Source organism: Actinomadura rugatobispora (genome assembly GCF_042656285.1).
Taxonomy (GTDB): Bacteria; Actinomycetota; Actinomycetes; order Streptosporangiales; family Streptosporangiaceae; genus Spirillospora; species Spirillospora rugatobispora.
Window position 1 is genome coordinate 15,487 of sequence record NZ_JBHSON010000117.1, and the last position, 16,966, is coordinate 32,452.

A 16,966-nucleotide genomic window follows, 5' to 3' on the forward strand; every position below is an offset into this window, starting at 1 on the left:
GTGCGCGCTGACGTCTGGGGAGTTGTGGGGTCTGGGGGTTGCGCCGGCCGTCAGGGAACCTCGTCCGGCGGCCGTGCCTCGTGCCGGCCGGTGCCCTCCTCTCCGGCGGCGGTACGGAGTTCGTCCACGACCTCCTGGGTGTGGGCGCCCAGCCTGGGGGCGGGCCCGGCGACGCGGCCGGGAGTGCGGGAGAACCAGGCCGGCATGCCGGGGAACCGCACCGGGCCGTTCGGCGTGTCCACCGTCTCGAAGAACCCGGCCTCGTTCAGGTGCGGGTTGTCGAACAGCTCGTCGAGGGTGCGGACCGGCGCCGCGGGGATGTCGAGGGAGCGGAGCAGGACGAGCCACTCCTGCGTGGTGCGCTCCAGGAACGTCTCCCCGAGCAGGGCGTAGACGGTGTCGATCTGGCGCGCGCGCTGTTCGAGGGTGGCGAAGTGCTCCCCGGCCCACGGCGGCTTCACCGCGTTGACGAACGCGGTCCACTGCTTGTCGTTGTAGACGAGCGCGGAGATGTGGCCGTCCTTGGTGCGGTAGGGCTTGCGGTTGGGCGTGACCGCGCGGGGATAGGCGGCGGGGCCCAGGGGCGGGCTGAACATCGCGCCGTTGGCGTGCTCGACCAGCATGAAGGAGGCCATGGTCTCGAACATGCCGACCTCCACCTCCTGGCCCTCGCCGGTCCGCTCGCGGTGGAACAGGGCCATCATGGTCGCGTACAGGGCGGTCATCCCCGCGACCTTGTCGGCCATGATGGTGCCGACGTAGCCGGCCTCCCCGGTCAGCTGCCGCTGCGCGGACGGCAGGCCGCACTCGGCCTGGATCGTGTCGTCGTAGGCGGTGAGGTCGGCGTCCGGGCCGCGGCGGCCGTAGCCGTAGCAGTTGGTGTAGATGATCGAGGGGTTGACGGCGGCCACGTCCTCGTAGCCGAAGCCGAGCCTGGCGATCGCCTTGGCGCGCATCGAGTGGATGAACACGTCGCTGCCCGCGACGAGTTCGCGCAGCGTGCCGCGGCCCTCGTCGGTGCGCAGGTCGAGCATGGCGCTGCGCTTGCCGCGGTTCACGTTCACGAAGACGCCGGCCATCCCCGGTTCGGGGCCGACCGAGATGTAGCGGGTGTTGTCGCCGGCGGGCGGCTCGACCTTGATCACGTCCGCCCCCATGTCGGCCATGATCTGGGTGCAGTACGGTCCCATGACCATCGCGGTCAGATCGACGACGCGCACGCCCGCCAGCGGGCCCGGGTGCTTGGGCTCCGACATCACCGCCCCCTTCTCAGCGAAGACTCCAGACCTATCCTTGCAAGGATAGAATCCTTGCAAGGATAGTGATATCAAAGGGGCGTGAGCAGTCACGACGCCCGTCCCCCGCGAGCCCCGCAGACCTCGCCCGCCCGGAGCGCGACCGTCCCGGCCACGATCGCCGCGGTGCTGGACGGCGCGCTCGCCGCACGCCCCGGCGCCCCGGCGGTCGAGGCGGCCTCCGGCACGTGGTCGTACGCCGAGCTGGACGACCGGGCCCGCCGGGCCGCCGGCGCGCTGTGGTCGCTCGGCGTGCGCCCCGGCGACCGCGTCGCGGCCTGCCTGCCCAACGACCTCGACATCATCGCGGCCTTCCACGGCGCGCAGCGGATCGGCGCGATCTGGGCGGGCATCGGCGAGGCGCTCGCCGCGGCCGAGCAGGAGGACCTGTACGGCATCTGCGAGCCCTCGGTGGTGCTGGCCGGACCGCGCTGCCGGCTGACCTCGAAGGACTGCGTCGACCCCGACCGCTGGGCCGACCTCCTCGGACGCGGCGAGACCGCCCCCGCCGTCGACCTGGACGCCGCCGCGCCCGCCGGGATCGCCTTCACCAGCGGCACCTCCGGACGGCCCAAGGCGGTCGTGCACAGCCAGCGCAACCTGCTCCTGCCGGGCGCGGCCCTCGTCGCCACCCGCGGCTTCGGCCCGGAGCTGCGCAAGGGCGACAGCTTCCCGCTGACGGTCCTCAACCTCATGGTCCTGTCCACCCTGCTCACCGCGCAGGCGGGCGGATGCGCGGTCATCATGGACCGGCGCGACGTCGAGGGCGTCGCGGAATGGATCTCCACGCGGCGCGTCACGGCATGGAACGGCGCGCCCGCCCAGGTCCACGACCTCGCCGCGCGCCCGCACCTCGACCTCAGCTCCCTCCAGGAGGTGTGGAGCGGCGCCAGCGACACTCCCGACGAGCTGCGGCGGGCGTTCGCCGAGGCGCACGGGATCGTCCCCCGCGCCACCTACGGCCTGACCGAGGCGCCGACCGTCGTGTCGATCGACCCGGTGGGCGAGGAGTGGCGTCCGAGGTCGAGCGGGCGGGTGATGCCGCAGTACGACGTCGCCGCCTACGACGACGAGGGCCGCCGGCTCCCGCCCGGCACCCTCGGCGAGCTGCGGCTGGACGGGGCCGCCGGCGGCCCGTGGGCGGGCGCCTGGACCCCGCTGCTCGGCTACTGGGAGGACGGCCGCGTCCGCCCGGCCGAACCCGGCCCGGTCCCCACCGGCGACGTCGGCACGGTCGACGCCGACGGCTGGCTGACGGTGCTGGACCGCAAGAAGCTGGTCATCATCCGCGGCGGGGCCAACATCTACCCGCTGGAGGTGGAGCGGGTCATCGCCACGCACCCCGACGTCGTCCGGGTCGCCGTGTGCCCCGTCCCGGACGAGCGGCTCGGGCAGCGGGTCGCGGCGCTGGTCGAGAGCGCCGGCCCCCCGCTCGACCTCGACGAGCTCACCGAGCTGTGCCGGCGCGAGCTCGCGTCGTACAAGGTCCCGGAGATCTGGACCCAGGTCGACGCCCTGCCGGTGAACGCCATGGGCAAGGTCCCGCGCGCCGGACTGTCCGACCTCGTCGATCCCCGTCCCCGGCCCGGAACGGTCTGAGGGGCGGGGCGGCCTGACGCTGCTAACCTTATAAGCATGGAACTTGCAGGGGGCGAGCACTCCAAGATCGGGCAGCTGCGCATGGCGGAGCTGGTCGCCTCCGCGCTGCGCGACCGGATCCTCGCGGGCGGCATCACCGACGGCTCGACCCTCCCCAAACAGGACGAGCTGGTCGCGGAGTTCGGCGTCAGCTACCCCTCGGTGCGGGAGGCCCTGCGCATCCTCGAGACCGAGGGCTTCATCACCGTGCGGCGCGGCAACCGCGGCGGCGCCACGGTGCACGCCCCCGACATCGGCACCGCCGGCTACGCCGTCGGGCTGACGCTCCAGGCGATGCAGGTCCGGGTCCCCGACCTCGGCGCCGCCCTGGCCACCCTCGAACCGCTGTCCGCGGCGCACAGCGCGCAGCGTCCCGACCGCGCGGAGACCGTCGTGCCGAGGCTGGAGGAGCTGCTCGCCGAGGGCGAGCGCCACCTCGGCGACGGCGCCGAGTTCACCCGCGCCTCGCGCGACTTCCACGACACCCTCGTCGCGTTCGAGCCCAACGCCACGCTGCGGGTCGTCGTGATGAGCCTCACCTCGCTCTGGTCGGTCCAGGAGGAGGCGTGGGCGGACGCGCAGATGTCGCAGGGCGTCTACCCCTCCCGCGCCGACCGCACCGTCGCGCACCGCGCGCACGAGCGCCTCGTCGCCGGCATCGCCAAGGGCGACCCCGACGAGGCCCGCCGGATCGCCGAGGAGCATCTCACCGCGACCCAGCGCTGGGTGTGCCGCTCGTTCCGGGACCGGGTGATCGACGCCGCGTCCACCCGGAGCCGGATGCGGTTCCGGCACGGCTGAGCCGGCGCCTTCCAAAATTTCAATCATTGTAAGGATGGCAAGGACAGGGCTACGATGGCCCGGGACCGGCCCGCGGACGTCCGCGCGGCCGCCGGCGCGCCATCCGGCCGCGCCGCGTCCCGCTGCCGAAGGGAGACGCACGTGGCACCCGACCGCGCCGCCGCACGGATGTTCGACCTCGACGGACGGGTCGCGATCGTGACCGGCGCCTCCTCGGGCCTCGGCGCCGCCGTGGCCCGGACGCTCGCCTCGGCCGGCGCCCGCGTCGCCGTCGTGGCCCGCCGCAAGGACAGGCTGGACGGCCTCGCCGCCGAGATCGACGGCCTCGCCGTCGCCTGCGACCTGTCCGACCTCGACCTGGTCGGCTCCGTCGTCCCGGCCGTGGCCGACGGGCTGGGCCCGCCGGAGATCCTGGTCAACGCCGCGGGCAGCATGTTCACCGAGGAGCGCGCCGAGTCCGAGCCGCTGGACGCCCTGCGCCGGACCATCGACCTCAACCTGCTGGCCCCGTTCCGGCTCGCCCAGGACGCCTTCCCCCACATGCGGGAGATCGGCCGGGGCTCGGTCGTCAACATCTCCTCGATCAGCGGCCGGGTCGGCCTCCCCGGGATCCCCCAGGCGTCCTACGCGGCGAGCAAGGCCGGCCTGTCCGGGCTCACCGCCGAGCTCGCGGTGCAGTGGGCGCGGCACATGATCCGGGTGAACACGGTGGCCCCCGGCTTCTTCCGCAGCGAGATCACCGCCCCGCTCTACGAGAGCGAGCGCGCCGCCGAGTACCTGCGCCGCAACACCCCGCTGCCGATGGAGGGGAGCGCGGACGACATCGTCGGCGCCGTCCTGTGGCTCGCCTCCGACGCCGGGCGCTACGTCACCGGGCAGACGGTCGTCGTGGACGGCGGCTGGACCGCACGCTGACCGCACGCCCTCGCCCCGCCTTCCGATCCGTTCCGACCACCCCATGATGTGAAGAACCGTACGATCCCGTCTAGTTTGGATGACAGCCGGGGTCCCGCCAACGGGCCGGAAAGCACGTCCGCGCAGGTCAGCCCAGGTATCGGCCACCACCTTGAGGCCAATTGGACGGCCCCGTACATTTAGCGCGTGGACTCCAGTGCGAACGGCGAGCGTTCCCGGGCCGGGCGGCCGACGTCGTCGCAGGCGGCCCGGCTGGCCGACCGGCTCCGGCGGGCCGCCGTCAACACCTTCCTGGAGCACGGCTACGACGGCACCACCATGGAGGCCGTGGCCCAGGCCGCGGGCATCACCAAGAGCACGCTGTACGCCCGCTACCCCGACAAGCGGACGCTGTTCATGGCCGTGAGCTCGTGGGCCCTGACCCGCCAGGAGCGGCACGACCGGGTGCCGGAACCGCTGCCGGGCGACCTCGCGGCCGCCCTGACCGTGATCGCCCGGTCGATCGTGGCGCGCTCGGTCGACCCCGACATCGTGCGGCTGAGCCGGATGGCGATCGCCGAGTCGGAACGCTTCCCCGAGTTCGCGGCCAACACCCAGGCCGTCACCTGGTCGCCGCGGATCCGGGTGATCATGGAGCTGATCCGCCGGCACGAGCGGGCGGGGACCGTGGCGGTCCGGGACGTCGAGATGGCGGCCGAGCAGTTCTTCGCCATGGTCGGCGCGATGCCGTCGTGGCTGGCGGCCCATGGCGTGCACCGGACGCCCGAGGTCGAGGAACAGCACATCGGGCACGCCGTGGAGCTGTTCCTCAACGGCCTGCTCGTCCGGGGCTCCCGCGCCCCGGCCCCGGCGCCCGTCCCGTCCGGGCGGACGGAGGTCCGGCCGCTGGGCCGCGGCGGCCCGCTCGTCTCCCGGCTCGCGCTGGGCACAGCGGCGTTCGGCACGCGGGACTGCGACGAGCGGACCGCGGCCAGGCTCGTCCACCGCTACCTCGACGCCGGAGGGAACGTCATCGACACCTCTGGCCGCGTGCCGGAGGAGATCTGCGGCCGAGTACTCGGGCAGAGGCGCTCAGAGGTCGTCCTGGCCACGCGCCCGGCGGACGAGCATGCCGGCAACGGCCGCCGCCGCATCATCGCGGCATGCGAGGCGAGCCTGCGCCGCCTCCAGACCGACCACATCGACCTCTACCAACTCGGCTCCGACGACCCGGCCACCCCGCTGGAGGAGACGATCGACGCGCTGGACGGCCTCGTGCGCGCGGGCAAGGTCCTCTACATAGGGGTGGCGGACTTCCCGGCGTACCGCCTCATGAAGGCGCTGTCGGTCAGCGACCGGCAGGAGAAGGCGCGGTTCGTCTCGCTGCGGAGCCGGTACGACCTCAAGGCGCGGACCCTGGAGCGCGAGCATCTCCCCCTCCTGGAAGAGGAGGGGGTGGGCCTCATCACCGACGGCCCGCCCGCCATCGACGACGCGCCCGTGCGGGAGGCGGCGGCGGCGCTCGGCTGCACCACCGCGCGGCTGTCACTCGCCTGGCAGCTGACCCGGCCGCCCGTCACCGCCACGATCATCGACGCCCGCACGATCGCCGACCTGGAGGACGCCCTCGCGGCGCCGAACCTCCAGATCCCCACCGACATCGAGGCCGCCCTCGACCGGTTCCCCTCGCATCCCCCGTTCGGATGATGCCCCGGCCGTCCGGGGGACGGTCCGGATCATCCCATCGGTGAACCGGCGGGGCGATCCCGCCCGCCCCGCTCGACGGCATCGTCGGTGGTGCCGGCGGCGAGACCGCCGGCACCACCGACGAGGGGACGGGCCGATGCCGGTCATCGAAGTGACCAACCTGCGCAAGCTCTACCGCGACAAGGTCGCCGTGGAGGACGTGTCGTTCACGGTCGAGAAGGGAGAGATCTTCGGCATTCTCGGCCCAACGGGGCGGGGAAGACCACCACCGTCGAATGCGTCACCGGCCTGCGCGACCCGGACGGCGGGACGGTCCGGGTCCTCGGCCTGGACCCGTCCCGCGACGGGCGCCGCCTGCACGGCGAGGTGGGCGTCCAGCTGCAGGAGAGCGAGCTGCCAGAACGGCTGACGGTGCGCGAGTCGCTGGAACTGTACGCCTCGTTCTACCGCGCCCCGGCCGACCCGGACCGGCTGATGCGGCAGTGGGGGCTCGAAGGCAAGCGCGACACCCCCTTCGCCAAGCTGTCCGGCGGCCAGAAGCAGCGGCTGTTCATCGCCCTGGCCCTGGTCGGCGACCCCGAGATCGCCGTCCTGGACGAGCTCACCACCGGGCTCGATCCGCAGGCCCGCCGGGGAGCCTGGCGGATGATCGAGGAGATCCGCGACGGCGGCGTCACGGTCATCCTGCTCACGCACTTCATGGAGGAGGCCGAGCGGCTGTGCGACCGCGTCGCGGTCTTCTGCGACGGCAGGGTGGCCGCCCTGGACGGCCCCCGGGAGCTGGTGGCGCGGGCCGAAGGCGGGCGGCGCGTTCTGTTCCGCACCGCCGAGCCCATCCCGGACGGGTTGCTGTCCGACCTGCCCGAGGTCATGGAAGTGCGCCGTTCGGGCGACCGGGTCTCCGTCACCGGAGGCGAGCACGTCGTCCAGGAGGTCGCGGTGGCGCTGGCACGGCACCGGATCCGGCCCCGCGACCTGTCGGTGGAGCGGCCCACGCTCGAGGACGCCTTCGTCGCCCTGACCGGCCGCACGTTCGAGAGCTGAGGAGAGACGGCGATGCGCGCCCTGCGCCACATGACCCTGACCGAGTTCAAGCTGTTCCTGCGGGCCCCCGAATCGGTGTTCTTCGTGCCCGGCCTGCCGCTGCTGCTGGTGGTGGTGTTCGGGGTCATCCTCGACCCCGGCGGGGCGCCCGACCGGCTGCGCGACTCGCTGCTGGCCTACTTCCCCGCCATGGTGATGGTGCTGACGCTGGCCATCCTGACGATCCTGATCATGCCGTCCACCCTGGCGGGCTACCGCGAGAAGGGGATCCTGCGGCGGCTGGCCACCACCCCGGCCGGGCCCGGGCTGGTCCTGGTCGCGCAGACGCTGATCAGCGCCGCGATGGCGGTGGCCACGCTGCTGCTGATCACCGTGACCGGCACGCTGGTGTTCGGCTGGTCGGCGCCGGGCGACCTCGCCGGGGTCGCGGTGGCGTTCGTCCTGGGCGTCGCGGCGCTGCTGGCGCTGGGCCTGTTCATCGCCTCGATCTCCGTCACCGGCGGCATGGCCACGGGGATCGGCCTGTTCGCGTTCTTCCCGAGCCTGTTCCTGAGCGGGGTCGCCATGCCCGCCGAGTCGCTGCCGCCGGGGCTGGCCAGGGTCGGGGAGTACACCCCGCTCGGGGCGGCCATGCGCGGGCTGCGCGACTCGCGGAGCGGCTCGTTCCCCGAGACGTCCCACCTGCTGGTGCTGGCGGTCTTCGCGTTGGTGTTCGGCGCGGCCGCCGTCAAACTGTTCCGGTGGGAGTGACACAGGAGCGCGCGCGGGACCGGTGGCTGTTCTTCGCGCTCGGCGCCGCCGGTCTGGCCGTCTCCACCGTGTTCCACCTGGCCGGTGGCGCGGGCGCCGCGACGGGGACGGCCGCCGCGCCGGCGCCGGCCGTCCTCGCGCTGGCCGTCCTCGCCCTGGCGTGGCTGGCGCTTCCGGTGCGCCCGGCCGGCGACCGGCGGTGGCCCGCGGTGGCCTTCTTCGCCGGGCTGCTGGCCATCGCCACCGTGCTGGTGCTCGTCAGCCCCGCCTTCTTCGGCTTCTCGTGGATCGGCTACCTCTACGCCTTCACCCTGTTCGGGTCGCCCTGGATTCTGCCGGGCGTCACGGCGAACGCGCTCGCCCAGTACACGACCCTGCTGGCGGTGGGCGTGCCGAGCGAGGTGATGGTCTACCTCCTGCCCCTCGGCGCCTTCGCGCCGGTGGCGGTGGCCGGCTGGATCACCGCGGTCGAGCAGCGGCGGGCCCGGCGGGCCAAACGCCGGGCTCGCCGAGGCCAACCGCCGCCTGGAGGACGCGCTGGCCGAGAACGCGGGCCTGCAGGAACTGCTGGTCGCCCAGGCACGGGAGGCGGGGCGCCTGGACGAGCGGCGGCGGCTGGCCCGCGACATCCACGACACCCTGGCCCAGGGCCTGACCGGGATCGTCACCCACGTCCGCGCGGCCGGGCGCGCGGCCGGCGACCCGCGACGGCTCGGCTTCCACCTGGACCGGGTCGAGTCACTGGCGACCGACAGCCTGAACGAGGCCCGCCGCTCCGTGCAGGCCCTGCGTCCCGGGCCGCTGACCGGCTCCCGGCTCCCGAGTTGTCTTCGTCGCCCTTGGCGTCGGGCGCAGAACGCCCTCCTTCGGCGGGCAACGGCGCGATCGCTGCATCGCTCCGACTCGCCTGGCGGCTCGCTGCGCGATCGGTTTCTCGCAGGCTCGAAACCGGCTTCGCACGCGATCGCAGCGGTTGCGGTCCCAGAGGGCTGAGGCAGCGGCTGGACGAGGTCGGGGGCACCCTGGTCGTGGAGAGCGCGGCGGGCGAGGGCACCGCCGTCAGCGTGTCCGTTCCGGAACCGGCCGCGGAGGACGGTCCTTGACCGCCGCCGGGGACGCGATCCGGCTGCTCATCGTGGACGACCATCCGATCGTGCGCGAGGGCCTGCGCGCCGCGTTCGGCCACGAGCCGGGCTTCGCCGTCGTCGGGGAGGCGGGCGACGGCGCCGAGGCCCTCGTCCAGGTCGCCCGGCTCGGGCCCGACGTGGTGCTGATGGACCTGCGCATGCCGGGCATGGACGGCGTCACCGCCATCCGGCGGCTGGTGAGGTCGGGGACGCCTCCGGCGATCCTGGTGCTCACCACCTACGACGCCGACGGCGACGTGGTGCCCGCGATCGAGGCGGGCGCGGCCGGTTACCTCCTCAAGGACGCGCCCACCGCCGAACTGCTCGACGCCGTGCGCACCGTCCACCGCGGCGGGTCGGTCCTGTCGCCCGCGCTGGTGGCCCGCCTGATGCGGGCCGCCCGCAAACCGGCGCAAGGGCCGCTCACCAGGCGGGAGCTGCAGGTGCTCAAGCTGGTCGCGGACGGTGCGAGCAACCGGGAGGCGGCGGCCGCGCTGTTCATCAGCGAGGCCAGCATCAAGACGCACCTGGCGCACATCTACAACAAGCTGGGCGTCCGGGACCGCGCCGCGGCGGTCGGCGAGGCCTACCGCCGCGACCTGTTCTCCACCGACCGGTAGCGGCTCACGGGTCTCAGACGCCGGCCTCGATCGGGTGGGCGTCGGTGTAACGAACAGACGGCTCGGGGCCGCGCCCCTCGACGACGCGGGGCGCGGCGTCCAGGCTGACGCCGGCACGCCGGCCGGAACGCCGGGTCAGAAGCCGATGTCGGTGACCTCGTCCGGCACGTTGTTGCACTTCTCGGGTGCGGCCATCACGTTGACGCTGCACGTGCTGCCGAACACGTTCGCGGTCACCGGGACGGCGATGCCCTGGACGTCGTCGCGGTTCTCCACCTCCTCGGGGGCGGCGTTGGCGGCGGCCGTGCCGACCGTCAGGAACAGGCCGGCGGCCGATGCCGCGACGAGCGTCGCGAAGCGGGCGAACGTGGTGGAGAGCATGGGGGGCTCCGATCCGTCGATGCGAGACCAAGACTTGGACAACATACAGTAATTGTTCGATCTCGCAGGGTGATTATCGGGGCCTGTCAGTGCCTGGCGGACGCCTGTTCCTGCGGGGCGGGGTCCGGCGTCCGGTCGGCGCGGGCGAGGGGGCCGGGCCACCACGACTTCGAACCCAGGTCGCGGATGAGGGCGGGGACGAGCAGGGAGCGGACGACGAGGGTGTCGAGCAGCACGCCGAACGCCACGATGAAGGCGAGCTGCGCCATGAAGGCGAGCGGGATGACGATCAGGGCGGCGAAGGTGGCGGCCAGGACGACGCCCGCGGAGGTGATGACGCCGCCGGTGGAGACCAGGCCCCGCCGGACGCCCTCGCGGGTGCCGTGCCGGACGCTCTCCTCCCGGACCCGGGTCATCAGGAAGATGTTGTAGTCGACGCCGAGCGCCACGAGGAAGACGAACCCGTACAGGGGGACGGACGCGTCGGTGCCGGTGAAGCCGAACAGGTAGGTGAAGACCAGCGCCGAGATCCCGAGGGTGGCCAGGAAGTTCAGCCCGACCGTGGCGACCAGCAGCACGGGGGTCACCAGGGAGCGCAGCAGCCCGATCAAAATCAGCAGGATGATCAGCAGGACGACCGGGATGATCAGGAGGCGGTCGCGTTCCGCGGTGGCCTGGGTGTCGTACTGCTGGGCGGTGTAGCCGCCGACCAGGGCGTCGGCTCCGGGGACGGCGTGCACGGCGGCGCGGAGCCGCTCGACGGTGCGCTTGGCCGGGTCGCTGTCGGGCGCGGCGGTGAGGGTGGCGTCGATGCGGACGCGGCCGTCGACGACGAGGGGCGGGCCGCCGCCGGGCCGGCCGGAGGCGGTGACGGGGGCCGCCGAGGCGACGCCGCCGGTCGCGTTCGCGGCGGCCAGGACGGCGCCGGCGCGGTCGGCTCCGGCGATGATGACGGCGGGCTGCCCGGATCCGGCGGGGAAGTGCTCGGCCAGGGTCCGCTGAGCGCTGACCGAGGGGGCGTCGTTGACGAAGGTCTCCTCCAGGGGCACGCCCGAGGACTTCAGCATCGGCGCGAACGCGGCGCCGGCCAGCAGGACGACCAGGGTCCCGGCCCAGACGCGGCGCGGCGCGCGGTCGACCAGGGCGGCGACGCGGCGCCAGACGCCGTGCCCTCCGGCCTGCCCGGTGGCCTTCGGCTTGGTGGGCCAGTACGCGGCCCGGCCGAGCAGGATCAGGACGCCGGGCAGGAAGGTGAGGGTGCTGATGACGGCGCAGAGGATGCCGATGGCGCCGACGGGTCCGAGGGCCTGGTTGTTGGTGAGGCCGCTCAGCAGGAGCGCCAGCAGCCCGAGCGCGACCGTGGCGGCGCTGGCGACGACGGCGCCGAGGCAGCGCCGCACCGCGACCCGGCCGGCGGTGAACCGGTCGCCGTGCGCGCCCAGTTCCTCCCGGAAGCGGGCGGTCAGCAGCAGGGCGTAGTCGGTGGCCGCCCCGATCACCAGGATGAACAGGATGCCCTGGACCTGCCCGTCCACGCGGATGAGGTCGTGGTCGGCCAGGACGTACACCACGGCGCAGGCGAGGGCGAGGGCGAGCACGGCCCCGATGATGATCGCGAACGGCAGGATCAGGCTGCGGTAGACCAGCAGCAGGATGACCAGGACGGTCGCGACCGCCACGCCGAGGAGCAGCCCGTCGATCCCGGCGAAGGCGTCCGACAGGTCCGCCTGGCTGGCGGCGGGGCCGGCGAGCTGGGCCTGTGTGCCCGGGACGCCCCCGGCGGTGGAGCGGATGCGGTCGAGCACCTCGGGAAGCTCTTCGCCGAGGTCGGGGCGGAGCTGGACGATGCCCTGCATGGCCTGGCCGTCCTGCGACGCCAGGGCGGGGGTGGGCGTGGCGGCGACGCCCGGGGCGCCGTCGAGCGAGGCGAGGGCGCGGGTGGCGGCGTCCCGCTGTGCGGTGGAGACGGGCGCGTCTCCCGAGGACGTCCAGACCACGATGGCCGGGATCGTCTCCTCCTGGTTGAACGCCTTCTGCGCGTCCAGTACCCGGGTGGATTCGGCGCTGCTGGGTAGGAACGCCGCCTGGTCGTTGCTGGAGACCTCGCCGAGTTTGCCCGCGTAGGGGCCGAAGGCGCCGCCGACGGCCAGCCACACGATCACCAGGAGGGCGGGGATCGCCCAACGAAGTTTCCGTACCGGTGCGCTCATCACGTCCTCGCTCGGGCCGTTACCGTTCGCCGCCAGGTATATCACGATAATCAAGTATCTCAATCATCAAGTTATTGTAGGGTCGTGCCATGCGCAGCCCCGGCGAAGGGCCCGAGCACCGGGCCGCCGACCCGACCGACGACCCGGACGGGACGCGCGCGCTCGGCGTCGAGCTGCGCCGGATGAACGGCCAGATCAACCGGATCGCGCACGCGCTCGCCCACGCGCAGGGCCTGCATCCCACCGACGTCCAGGCGCTCGTCCTGATCATGGACGCCCCGCGGCTCACCCCGGGCCGCCCCATGACCCCGGGCCGGCTGGGCGATGAGCTCAAGCTCACCTCGGGCGCGGTGACCGCGTGCCTGGACCGGCTCGAACGCTCCGGCCACATCAGGCGGGTCCGCGACGCCCACGACCGCCGGGTCGTCCACCTCCGCCACGAGCCCGCCGCGATGGACGTGACGCGCGGCTACGTCCTGCCGCTGTCGGAGAGCACCCGGGAGGCGCGCGCCCGCCTCACCGGCGACCAGTTGGAGGTCGTGCTCGGCTTCCTGCGCACCCTGAACGACGAGCTCGCCGCGCACCGCGCCGACGCCTCCGAGACCTGATCCGCCCGCTTCCGGAGGCGGATGCATCCGGAACGTCCGCCGCTCCGAAGGCTTTAACAGGGTTCTACCGAGGAATCCCGGCTGTTCACGGCCGGGAGGCATCGCTTCCGGTGGGTCGCGGCGCGTTAGCGCCGCCTGGCCTGGCTAGTCGGGCCACCGGTCGATGTATTCCTTGATGCCCGATGAGCACTTTCCGTTGATGTCCGGGGACGTAGAGTGATGGGTGTGAAACTGGTGGTGCGGGTGAAGCTGCTGCCGACGCCCGAGCAGGCGGATGCGCTGACAGCGACCCTGCACGCCTGCAACGCGGCCGCGAACCGGGTGTCGGCCACGGCGTACGAGCACAAGGTGTTCTCCCGGGCCCGGTTGCAGAAGCTGGTCTATGCGGAACTGAAGGCGTCCGGGCTGTCGGCGCAGCCGGCGCTGCACGTGATCCGTAAGACCGCCGACGCCTACACCACACTGCACGCCCAGATCGATGCCGGACTGCTGGGCGGCGAGAATTCCAAGCGCCGCCGCAAGGCCACCGCCAAACCGATCACCTTCCGGCCCGACGCGGCGCACCCGTTCGACGACCGCTGCCTGTCCTGGCGGTACGACGCCCGCACGGTGTCGATCTGGACCACGGCGGGCCGGTTGAAGGCGATCGCGTTCACCGGCAGCCCGTCACATTTGAAGACCCTGGCCGAGCATCGCGCGGGCGAAAGCGACCTGGTGCACCAGGATGGCACGTGGTTCCTGGCCGCGACCTGCGACATCCCCGAGGCGCCGCTCAATCCCGCCCCTGCCGATTGGATCGGTGTCGATCGCGGGATCGAGAACCTGGCCACCACCTCCGATGGGAACAACTACCAGGGCAAGGCGCTCAAGCGGTACCGGCGCGCGATGGCGCGGGCCCGTGCCGGACTGCAGGCCAAGAAGGCCGCCGGGTCCAGGTCGGCCGCGCGCAGGCTGGCCAGGCGGTCGGCACGGGAGGCCCGGCACGCCACCCACGAGAACCACAAGATCAGCAAACAGATCGTGGCCGATGCCCAACGCACCGGACGCGGGATCGCCGTCGAGCAACTCGACGGCATCCGCGACCGGGTCCGGCTCAGGCGGCACCAGCGGGCCACGCTGTCCCATTGGTCGTTCCACCAGCTCGGCACCTTCCTGGAATACAAGGCCCGCCGGGCCGGGGTGCCGTTGCTGCACGTGGACCCGGCCTACACCTCACAGAGATGTCCCACCCCGTGGTGCGGGCACGTCTCCCGCCAGAACCGCCCCACCCGGGGCACCTTCCGTTGCGTCGCGTGCGGGCTCGCCGGCCCGGCCGACGACATCGCCGCCGTGAACGTCCGTCAGCGGGCGCGCACGGCGTGGGCATTTGTCACCATGCCCGGCCCCCACCCCCCACACCAGCCCACCCGGGCCAGGCACGGAGAGAAGGGTGATGCGCCCCCGGCACGGCAGCCAGCCACGCCGGAGAGCGCGACGAGGTGTGAACACCGGGCCTCCAAGCTCGGTCGTTCACGGCCAAGAAGGTGACTATGGGGCACGTACGCGGCGGGCATGCCGTCAGGCCGCGTGCGCGGATGCGTGCGCGGCTTCCGGTCGCCGCCGGGGCCGGGCTTCTCCTCGCGATGGTGGCGGCGCAGGTCGCGTCGGGCATCAGGCCCGAGCCCGTCCGGCTGACCAGTGTCGTGGTCCTGCTGCTGGGGGCGAGCGCCGTGGCGTTCCTCACCGCCCGCCGCGGGCCGGGGCGCGCGGCGGGCGCCTTCACCGCCGCGGTGGCCGTGGGGTACGCGGCGGAGTGGATCGGAGTCCGCACCGGCGTGCCGTTCGGGGAGTACTCCTACACGACGGTGCTGTGGCCGCAGGTGGGCGGTGTGCCGGTCGTCGTGGCGGCGGCCTGGGGCGGCATGGGCTTGGCGGCGCACGCGGTGGCGACCGCGATCGTCCCGTCCGGGGGCGTGGCGCGGGTGGCGGTGGGCGCGGCGGCGCTCACGGCGTGGGACCTGTTCCTCGACCCGCAGATGCTGCGGCTGGGCCTGTGGACGTGGGCTGACCCGGGCCCGTACCGGGGCGTGCCGCTCAGCAACTTCGCCGGCTGGCTGGCGGTGTCGGCGCTGGTCATGGTGGTGATCGACGCGATCGTGGGACGGGCGGAGAGGGCCGCGTCCCGGGGCCTGCTCGCCCTCTACTCGGTGATGGCCGCGATGGAGACGCTGGCGTTCGCGGCGGTGTTCCAGCCGCCGGACCGGCTGGTGGCGGCGGCGGGCGGGCTGTCGATGGGGACGTTCGCGGTGCTGGCGTGGAGGCGTCGATGGCCGAGGTGATCGTGGTCGGCGGCGGGGTCGGCGGGATGGTCGCCGCGCTGCTGCTGGCGCGGGGCGGCCACCGGGTGCGGCTGTACGAGCGGCTGGACCGGCTGGGCGGCAAGCTGGCCGAGCACCGGCGCGACGGGTTCGCGTTCTCCCTCGGCCCGTCGCTGCTCACCCTGCCCGGCGTCTTCCGCGACCTGGGCGTGGGACGGGACCTGCTGCGGCTGGACGAGCTGTGCCGGTACCGCTTCGCCGACGGGTCCGGGCTGCGCGCCTTCCGCGACCCGTCGCGCATGGCCGCGGAGGTCGACCGGCTGGCGCCCGGCGAAGGCGAGTCCTGGCGCGCCTTCCACCGCTGGGCGGAGGGCTGCCTGGCGGCGTCCCGGCGCACCTTCTTCGCCGGGCCGCCGGGACGCCCGCCGGGGCAGGCCAGGCTGGGCGACCTGTTCGCGGTCGCGCCCGGACGGACGCTGGACAGCCTGGCGCGGCGCTTCTTCCGCGACCGGCGCCTGCGCCAGTACGTGGGGCGATACGCGACGTACGCCGGGTCGAGCCCGTACGCGGCCCCGGCCGCGCTGGGCTGCGTCCCGGCGATCGAGCACGGCGAGGGCGGCTGGTACGTGCCGGGCGGCCTGCCGCGCCTCGCCGACGACCTGGCCGGACTGCTCGCGGACGCGGGCGTGGAGGTCCGCACCGGAACCGAGGTGGCCGAGGTGGTCGCCGGCCGCGTGGCGGTCTCGGGAGTGCGGCTGGCCTCGGGCGAGCGGGACGCGGCCGACGCGGTGGTGGTGAACGCCGACGCGGCCGCGCTGCACGGGCGGCTGCTGCCCGACCGGCGGCGGCTGCGCGGGCTGGCCCGGCTGGGCCTGTCGTCGTCGGCGTTCCTGATCCTGGCCGGGGTCGAGGGACGGACCGAGGGCCTCCCCCACCACTCCGTCGTCTTCTCCGCCGACTACGGGCACGAGTTCGCCGACATCTTCCAGCGGCGGCGGCCCCCGCTGGACCCGACCGTGTACATCGGCTGCTCGGCGGTGGACGACCCGTCCCAGGCCCCGGCGGGCGCCGAGAACTGGGTGATGCTCGTGAACGTCCCGTCCGGCGATCCCGGCCGCTGGCCGATGTCCCCGGAGTCCTACCGCGACCTGGTCCTGGAACGGCTGGCCCGGCGCGGGCACGACCTGTCGGGGCGGTTGCGGTTCACGGAGCTGTTCACGCCCGCGGACCTGCGGGACCGGTACGACGCGTGGGGCGGGGCGATCTACGGCAGCGCCTACCGGGGCCGGCTGGCGCCGGTCCGCAGGCCGGGCAACCGGGGGCCGCGGCGCGGGCTGTACCTGGTGGGCGGCTCGGCGCATCCGGGCGGCGGGCTGCCGCTGGTCGCTATGGGCGGGCGCATCGTCGCGTCCCTGGTCGAGCAGGACTTCCCGCGCGGAAGGGAAAAGAGGACGGCATGAGAGTGCTCACCGTGTTGCAGGCGGCGGCGGCCGTGGCGGCGGCGGCGCGGCTGGCGCGGGGGCGCGGCCGTCCCGCGCCGCTCGCGCGGCCCGCGCCGCCCGTCGCTCCCCCGGATCAGCGGATCTCCGTGGTG

At 73.6% G+C, this 16,966-nt stretch carries 15 protein-coding genes; 12 read left to right on the top strand and 3 right to left on the bottom strand.

What is annotated here, in order from left to right; all coding sequences use genetic code 11:
- Positions 1 to 50: 50 nt before the first annotated feature.
- Positions 51 to 1,256, bottom strand: a complete 1,206-nt coding sequence (locus tag ACFPZN_RS49085; protein WP_378290830.1) for a CaiB/BaiF CoA transferase family protein — start codon at positions 1,254 to 1,256, stop codon at positions 51 to 53.
- Positions 1,257 to 1,337: 81 nt separating this feature from the next.
- Between ACFPZN_RS49085 and ACFPZN_RS49090 the strand changes: the two genes are divergently transcribed.
- From ACFPZN_RS49090 to ACFPZN_RS49125, 8 genes are all read left to right on the top strand, one after another.
- Positions 1,338 to 2,894, top strand: coding sequence for a class I adenylate-forming enzyme family protein (locus ACFPZN_RS49090; protein ID WP_378290832.1), 1,557 nt, complete (start codon positions 1,338 to 1,340; stop codon positions 2,892 to 2,894).
- Between the two features lie 36 nt (positions 2,895 to 2,930).
- On the top strand, positions 2,931 to 3,734 hold the full coding sequence (locus tag ACFPZN_RS49095) for a FadR/GntR family transcriptional regulator (RefSeq protein WP_378290834.1): 804 nt from the start codon (positions 2,931 to 2,933) through the stop codon (positions 3,732 to 3,734).
- 141 nt (positions 3,735 to 3,875) lie between these two features.
- Complete coding sequence (locus ACFPZN_RS49100) at positions 3,876 to 4,649, top strand: SDR family NAD(P)-dependent oxidoreductase (protein WP_378290836.1); 774 nt, start codon at positions 3,876 to 3,878, stop codon at positions 4,647 to 4,649.
- A gap of 186 nt (positions 4,650 to 4,835) precedes the next feature.
- A complete protein-coding gene (locus ACFPZN_RS49105) occupies positions 4,836 to 6,335 on the top strand; it encodes an aldo/keto reductase (RefSeq protein WP_378290838.1) in 1,500 nt (499 codons plus the stop codon).
- Between the two features lie 90 nt (positions 6,336 to 6,425).
- Positions 6,426 to 7,379 (top strand): ABC transporter ATP-binding protein, encoded by a 954-nt coding sequence (locus ACFPZN_RS49110; protein WP_464043232.1) that lies wholly within the window; start codon positions 6,426 to 6,428, stop codon positions 7,377 to 7,379.
- Positions 7,380 to 7,391: 12 nt separating this feature from the next.
- Entirely contained in the window at positions 7,392 to 8,129 is a 738-nt protein-coding gene (locus tag ACFPZN_RS49115; protein WP_378290840.1) for an ABC transporter permease, read from the top strand.
- A gap of 615 nt (positions 8,130 to 8,744) precedes the next feature.
- On the top strand, positions 8,745 to 9,122 hold the full coding sequence (locus tag ACFPZN_RS49120; RefSeq protein WP_378290858.1) for a histidine kinase dimerization/phosphoacceptor domain-containing protein: 378 nt from the start codon (positions 8,745 to 8,747) through the stop codon (positions 9,120 to 9,122).
- Between the two features lie 106 nt (positions 9,123 to 9,228).
- A complete protein-coding gene (locus ACFPZN_RS49125) occupies positions 9,229 to 9,876 on the top strand; it encodes a response regulator (RefSeq protein ID WP_378290842.1) in 648 nt (215 codons plus the stop codon).
- Between the two features lie 135 nt (positions 9,877 to 10,011).
- Here the strand turns inward: ACFPZN_RS49125 and ACFPZN_RS49130 are convergent, their stop codons facing one another.
- The gene (locus ACFPZN_RS49130; RefSeq protein ID WP_378290844.1) at positions 10,012 to 10,257 is read right to left on the bottom strand and encodes a hypothetical protein; all 246 of its coding nucleotides are present in this window, start codon (positions 10,255 to 10,257) and stop codon (positions 10,012 to 10,014) included.
- A gap of 86 nt (positions 10,258 to 10,343) precedes the next feature.
- Positions 10,344 to 12,467, bottom strand: coding sequence for an MMPL family transporter (locus ACFPZN_RS49135; protein ID WP_378290846.1), 2,124 nt, complete (start codon positions 12,465 to 12,467; stop codon positions 10,344 to 10,346).
- A gap of 89 nt (positions 12,468 to 12,556) precedes the next feature.
- Between ACFPZN_RS49135 and ACFPZN_RS49140 the strand changes: the two genes are divergently transcribed.
- The 4 genes from ACFPZN_RS49140 to ACFPZN_RS49155 all read left to right on the top strand — a co-directional run bounded on the left by ACFPZN_RS49140 (position 12,557) and on the right by ACFPZN_RS49155 (position 16,832).
- Positions 12,557 to 13,075, top strand: a complete 519-nt coding sequence (locus ACFPZN_RS49140) for a MarR family winged helix-turn-helix transcriptional regulator (RefSeq protein WP_378290848.1) — start codon at positions 12,557 to 12,559, stop codon at positions 13,073 to 13,075.
- 219 nt (positions 13,076 to 13,294) lie between these two features.
- Positions 13,295 to 14,602, top strand: a complete 1,308-nt coding sequence (locus ACFPZN_RS49145; RefSeq protein WP_378290850.1) for an RNA-guided endonuclease InsQ/TnpB family protein — start codon at positions 13,295 to 13,297, stop codon at positions 14,600 to 14,602.
- Positions 14,603 to 14,604: 2 nt separating this feature from the next.
- On the top strand, positions 14,605 to 15,393 hold the full coding sequence (locus ACFPZN_RS49150) for a carotenoid biosynthesis protein (protein WP_378290852.1): 789 nt from the start codon (positions 14,605 to 14,607) through the stop codon (positions 15,391 to 15,393).
- Positions 15,381 to 16,832 carry a phytoene desaturase family protein gene (locus tag ACFPZN_RS49155; protein WP_378290854.1) on the top strand — a complete coding sequence of 484 codons (1,452 nt, stop codon included), beginning with the start codon at positions 15,381 to 15,383 and terminating at the stop codon, positions 16,830 to 16,832. Before ACFPZN_RS49150 ends, ACFPZN_RS49155 begins: the two co-directional genes overlap by 13 nt.
- The last annotated feature ends 134 nt before the right edge of the window (positions 16,833 to 16,966 follow it).

Coding starts and splice junctions, on each gene's coding strand:
- ACFPZN_RS49085 (WP_378290830.1), bottom strand. CDS start 1,256: ATGTCGGAGCCCAAGCACCCGGGCCCGCTGGCGGGCGTGCGCGTCGTC.
- ACFPZN_RS49095 (WP_378290834.1), top strand. CDS start 2,931: ATGGAACTTGCAGGGGGCGAGCACTCCAAGATCGGGCAGCTGCGCATG.
- ACFPZN_RS49115 (WP_378290840.1), top strand. CDS start 7,392: ATGCGCGCCCTGCGCCACATGACCCTGACCGAGTTCAAGCTGTTCCTG.
- ACFPZN_RS49130 (WP_378290844.1), bottom strand. CDS start 10,257: ATGCTCTCCACCACGTTCGCCCGCTTCGCGACGCTCGTCGCGGCATCG.
- ACFPZN_RS49135 (WP_378290846.1), bottom strand. CDS start 12,467: ATGAGCGCACCGGTACGGAAACTTCGTTGGGCGATCCCCGCCCTCCTG.
- ACFPZN_RS49140 (WP_378290848.1), top strand. CDS start 12,557: ATGCGCAGCCCCGGCGAAGGGCCCGAGCACCGGGCCGCCGACCCGACC.
- ACFPZN_RS49145 (WP_378290850.1), top strand. CDS start 13,295: ATGGGTGTGAAACTGGTGGTGCGGGTGAAGCTGCTGCCGACGCCCGAG.
- ACFPZN_RS49150 (WP_378290852.1), top strand. CDS start 14,605: ATGGGGCACGTACGCGGCGGGCATGCCGTCAGGCCGCGTGCGCGGATG.
- ACFPZN_RS49155 (WP_378290854.1), top strand. CDS start 15,381: ATGGCCGAGGTGATCGTGGTCGGCGGCGGGGTCGGCGGGATGGTCGCC.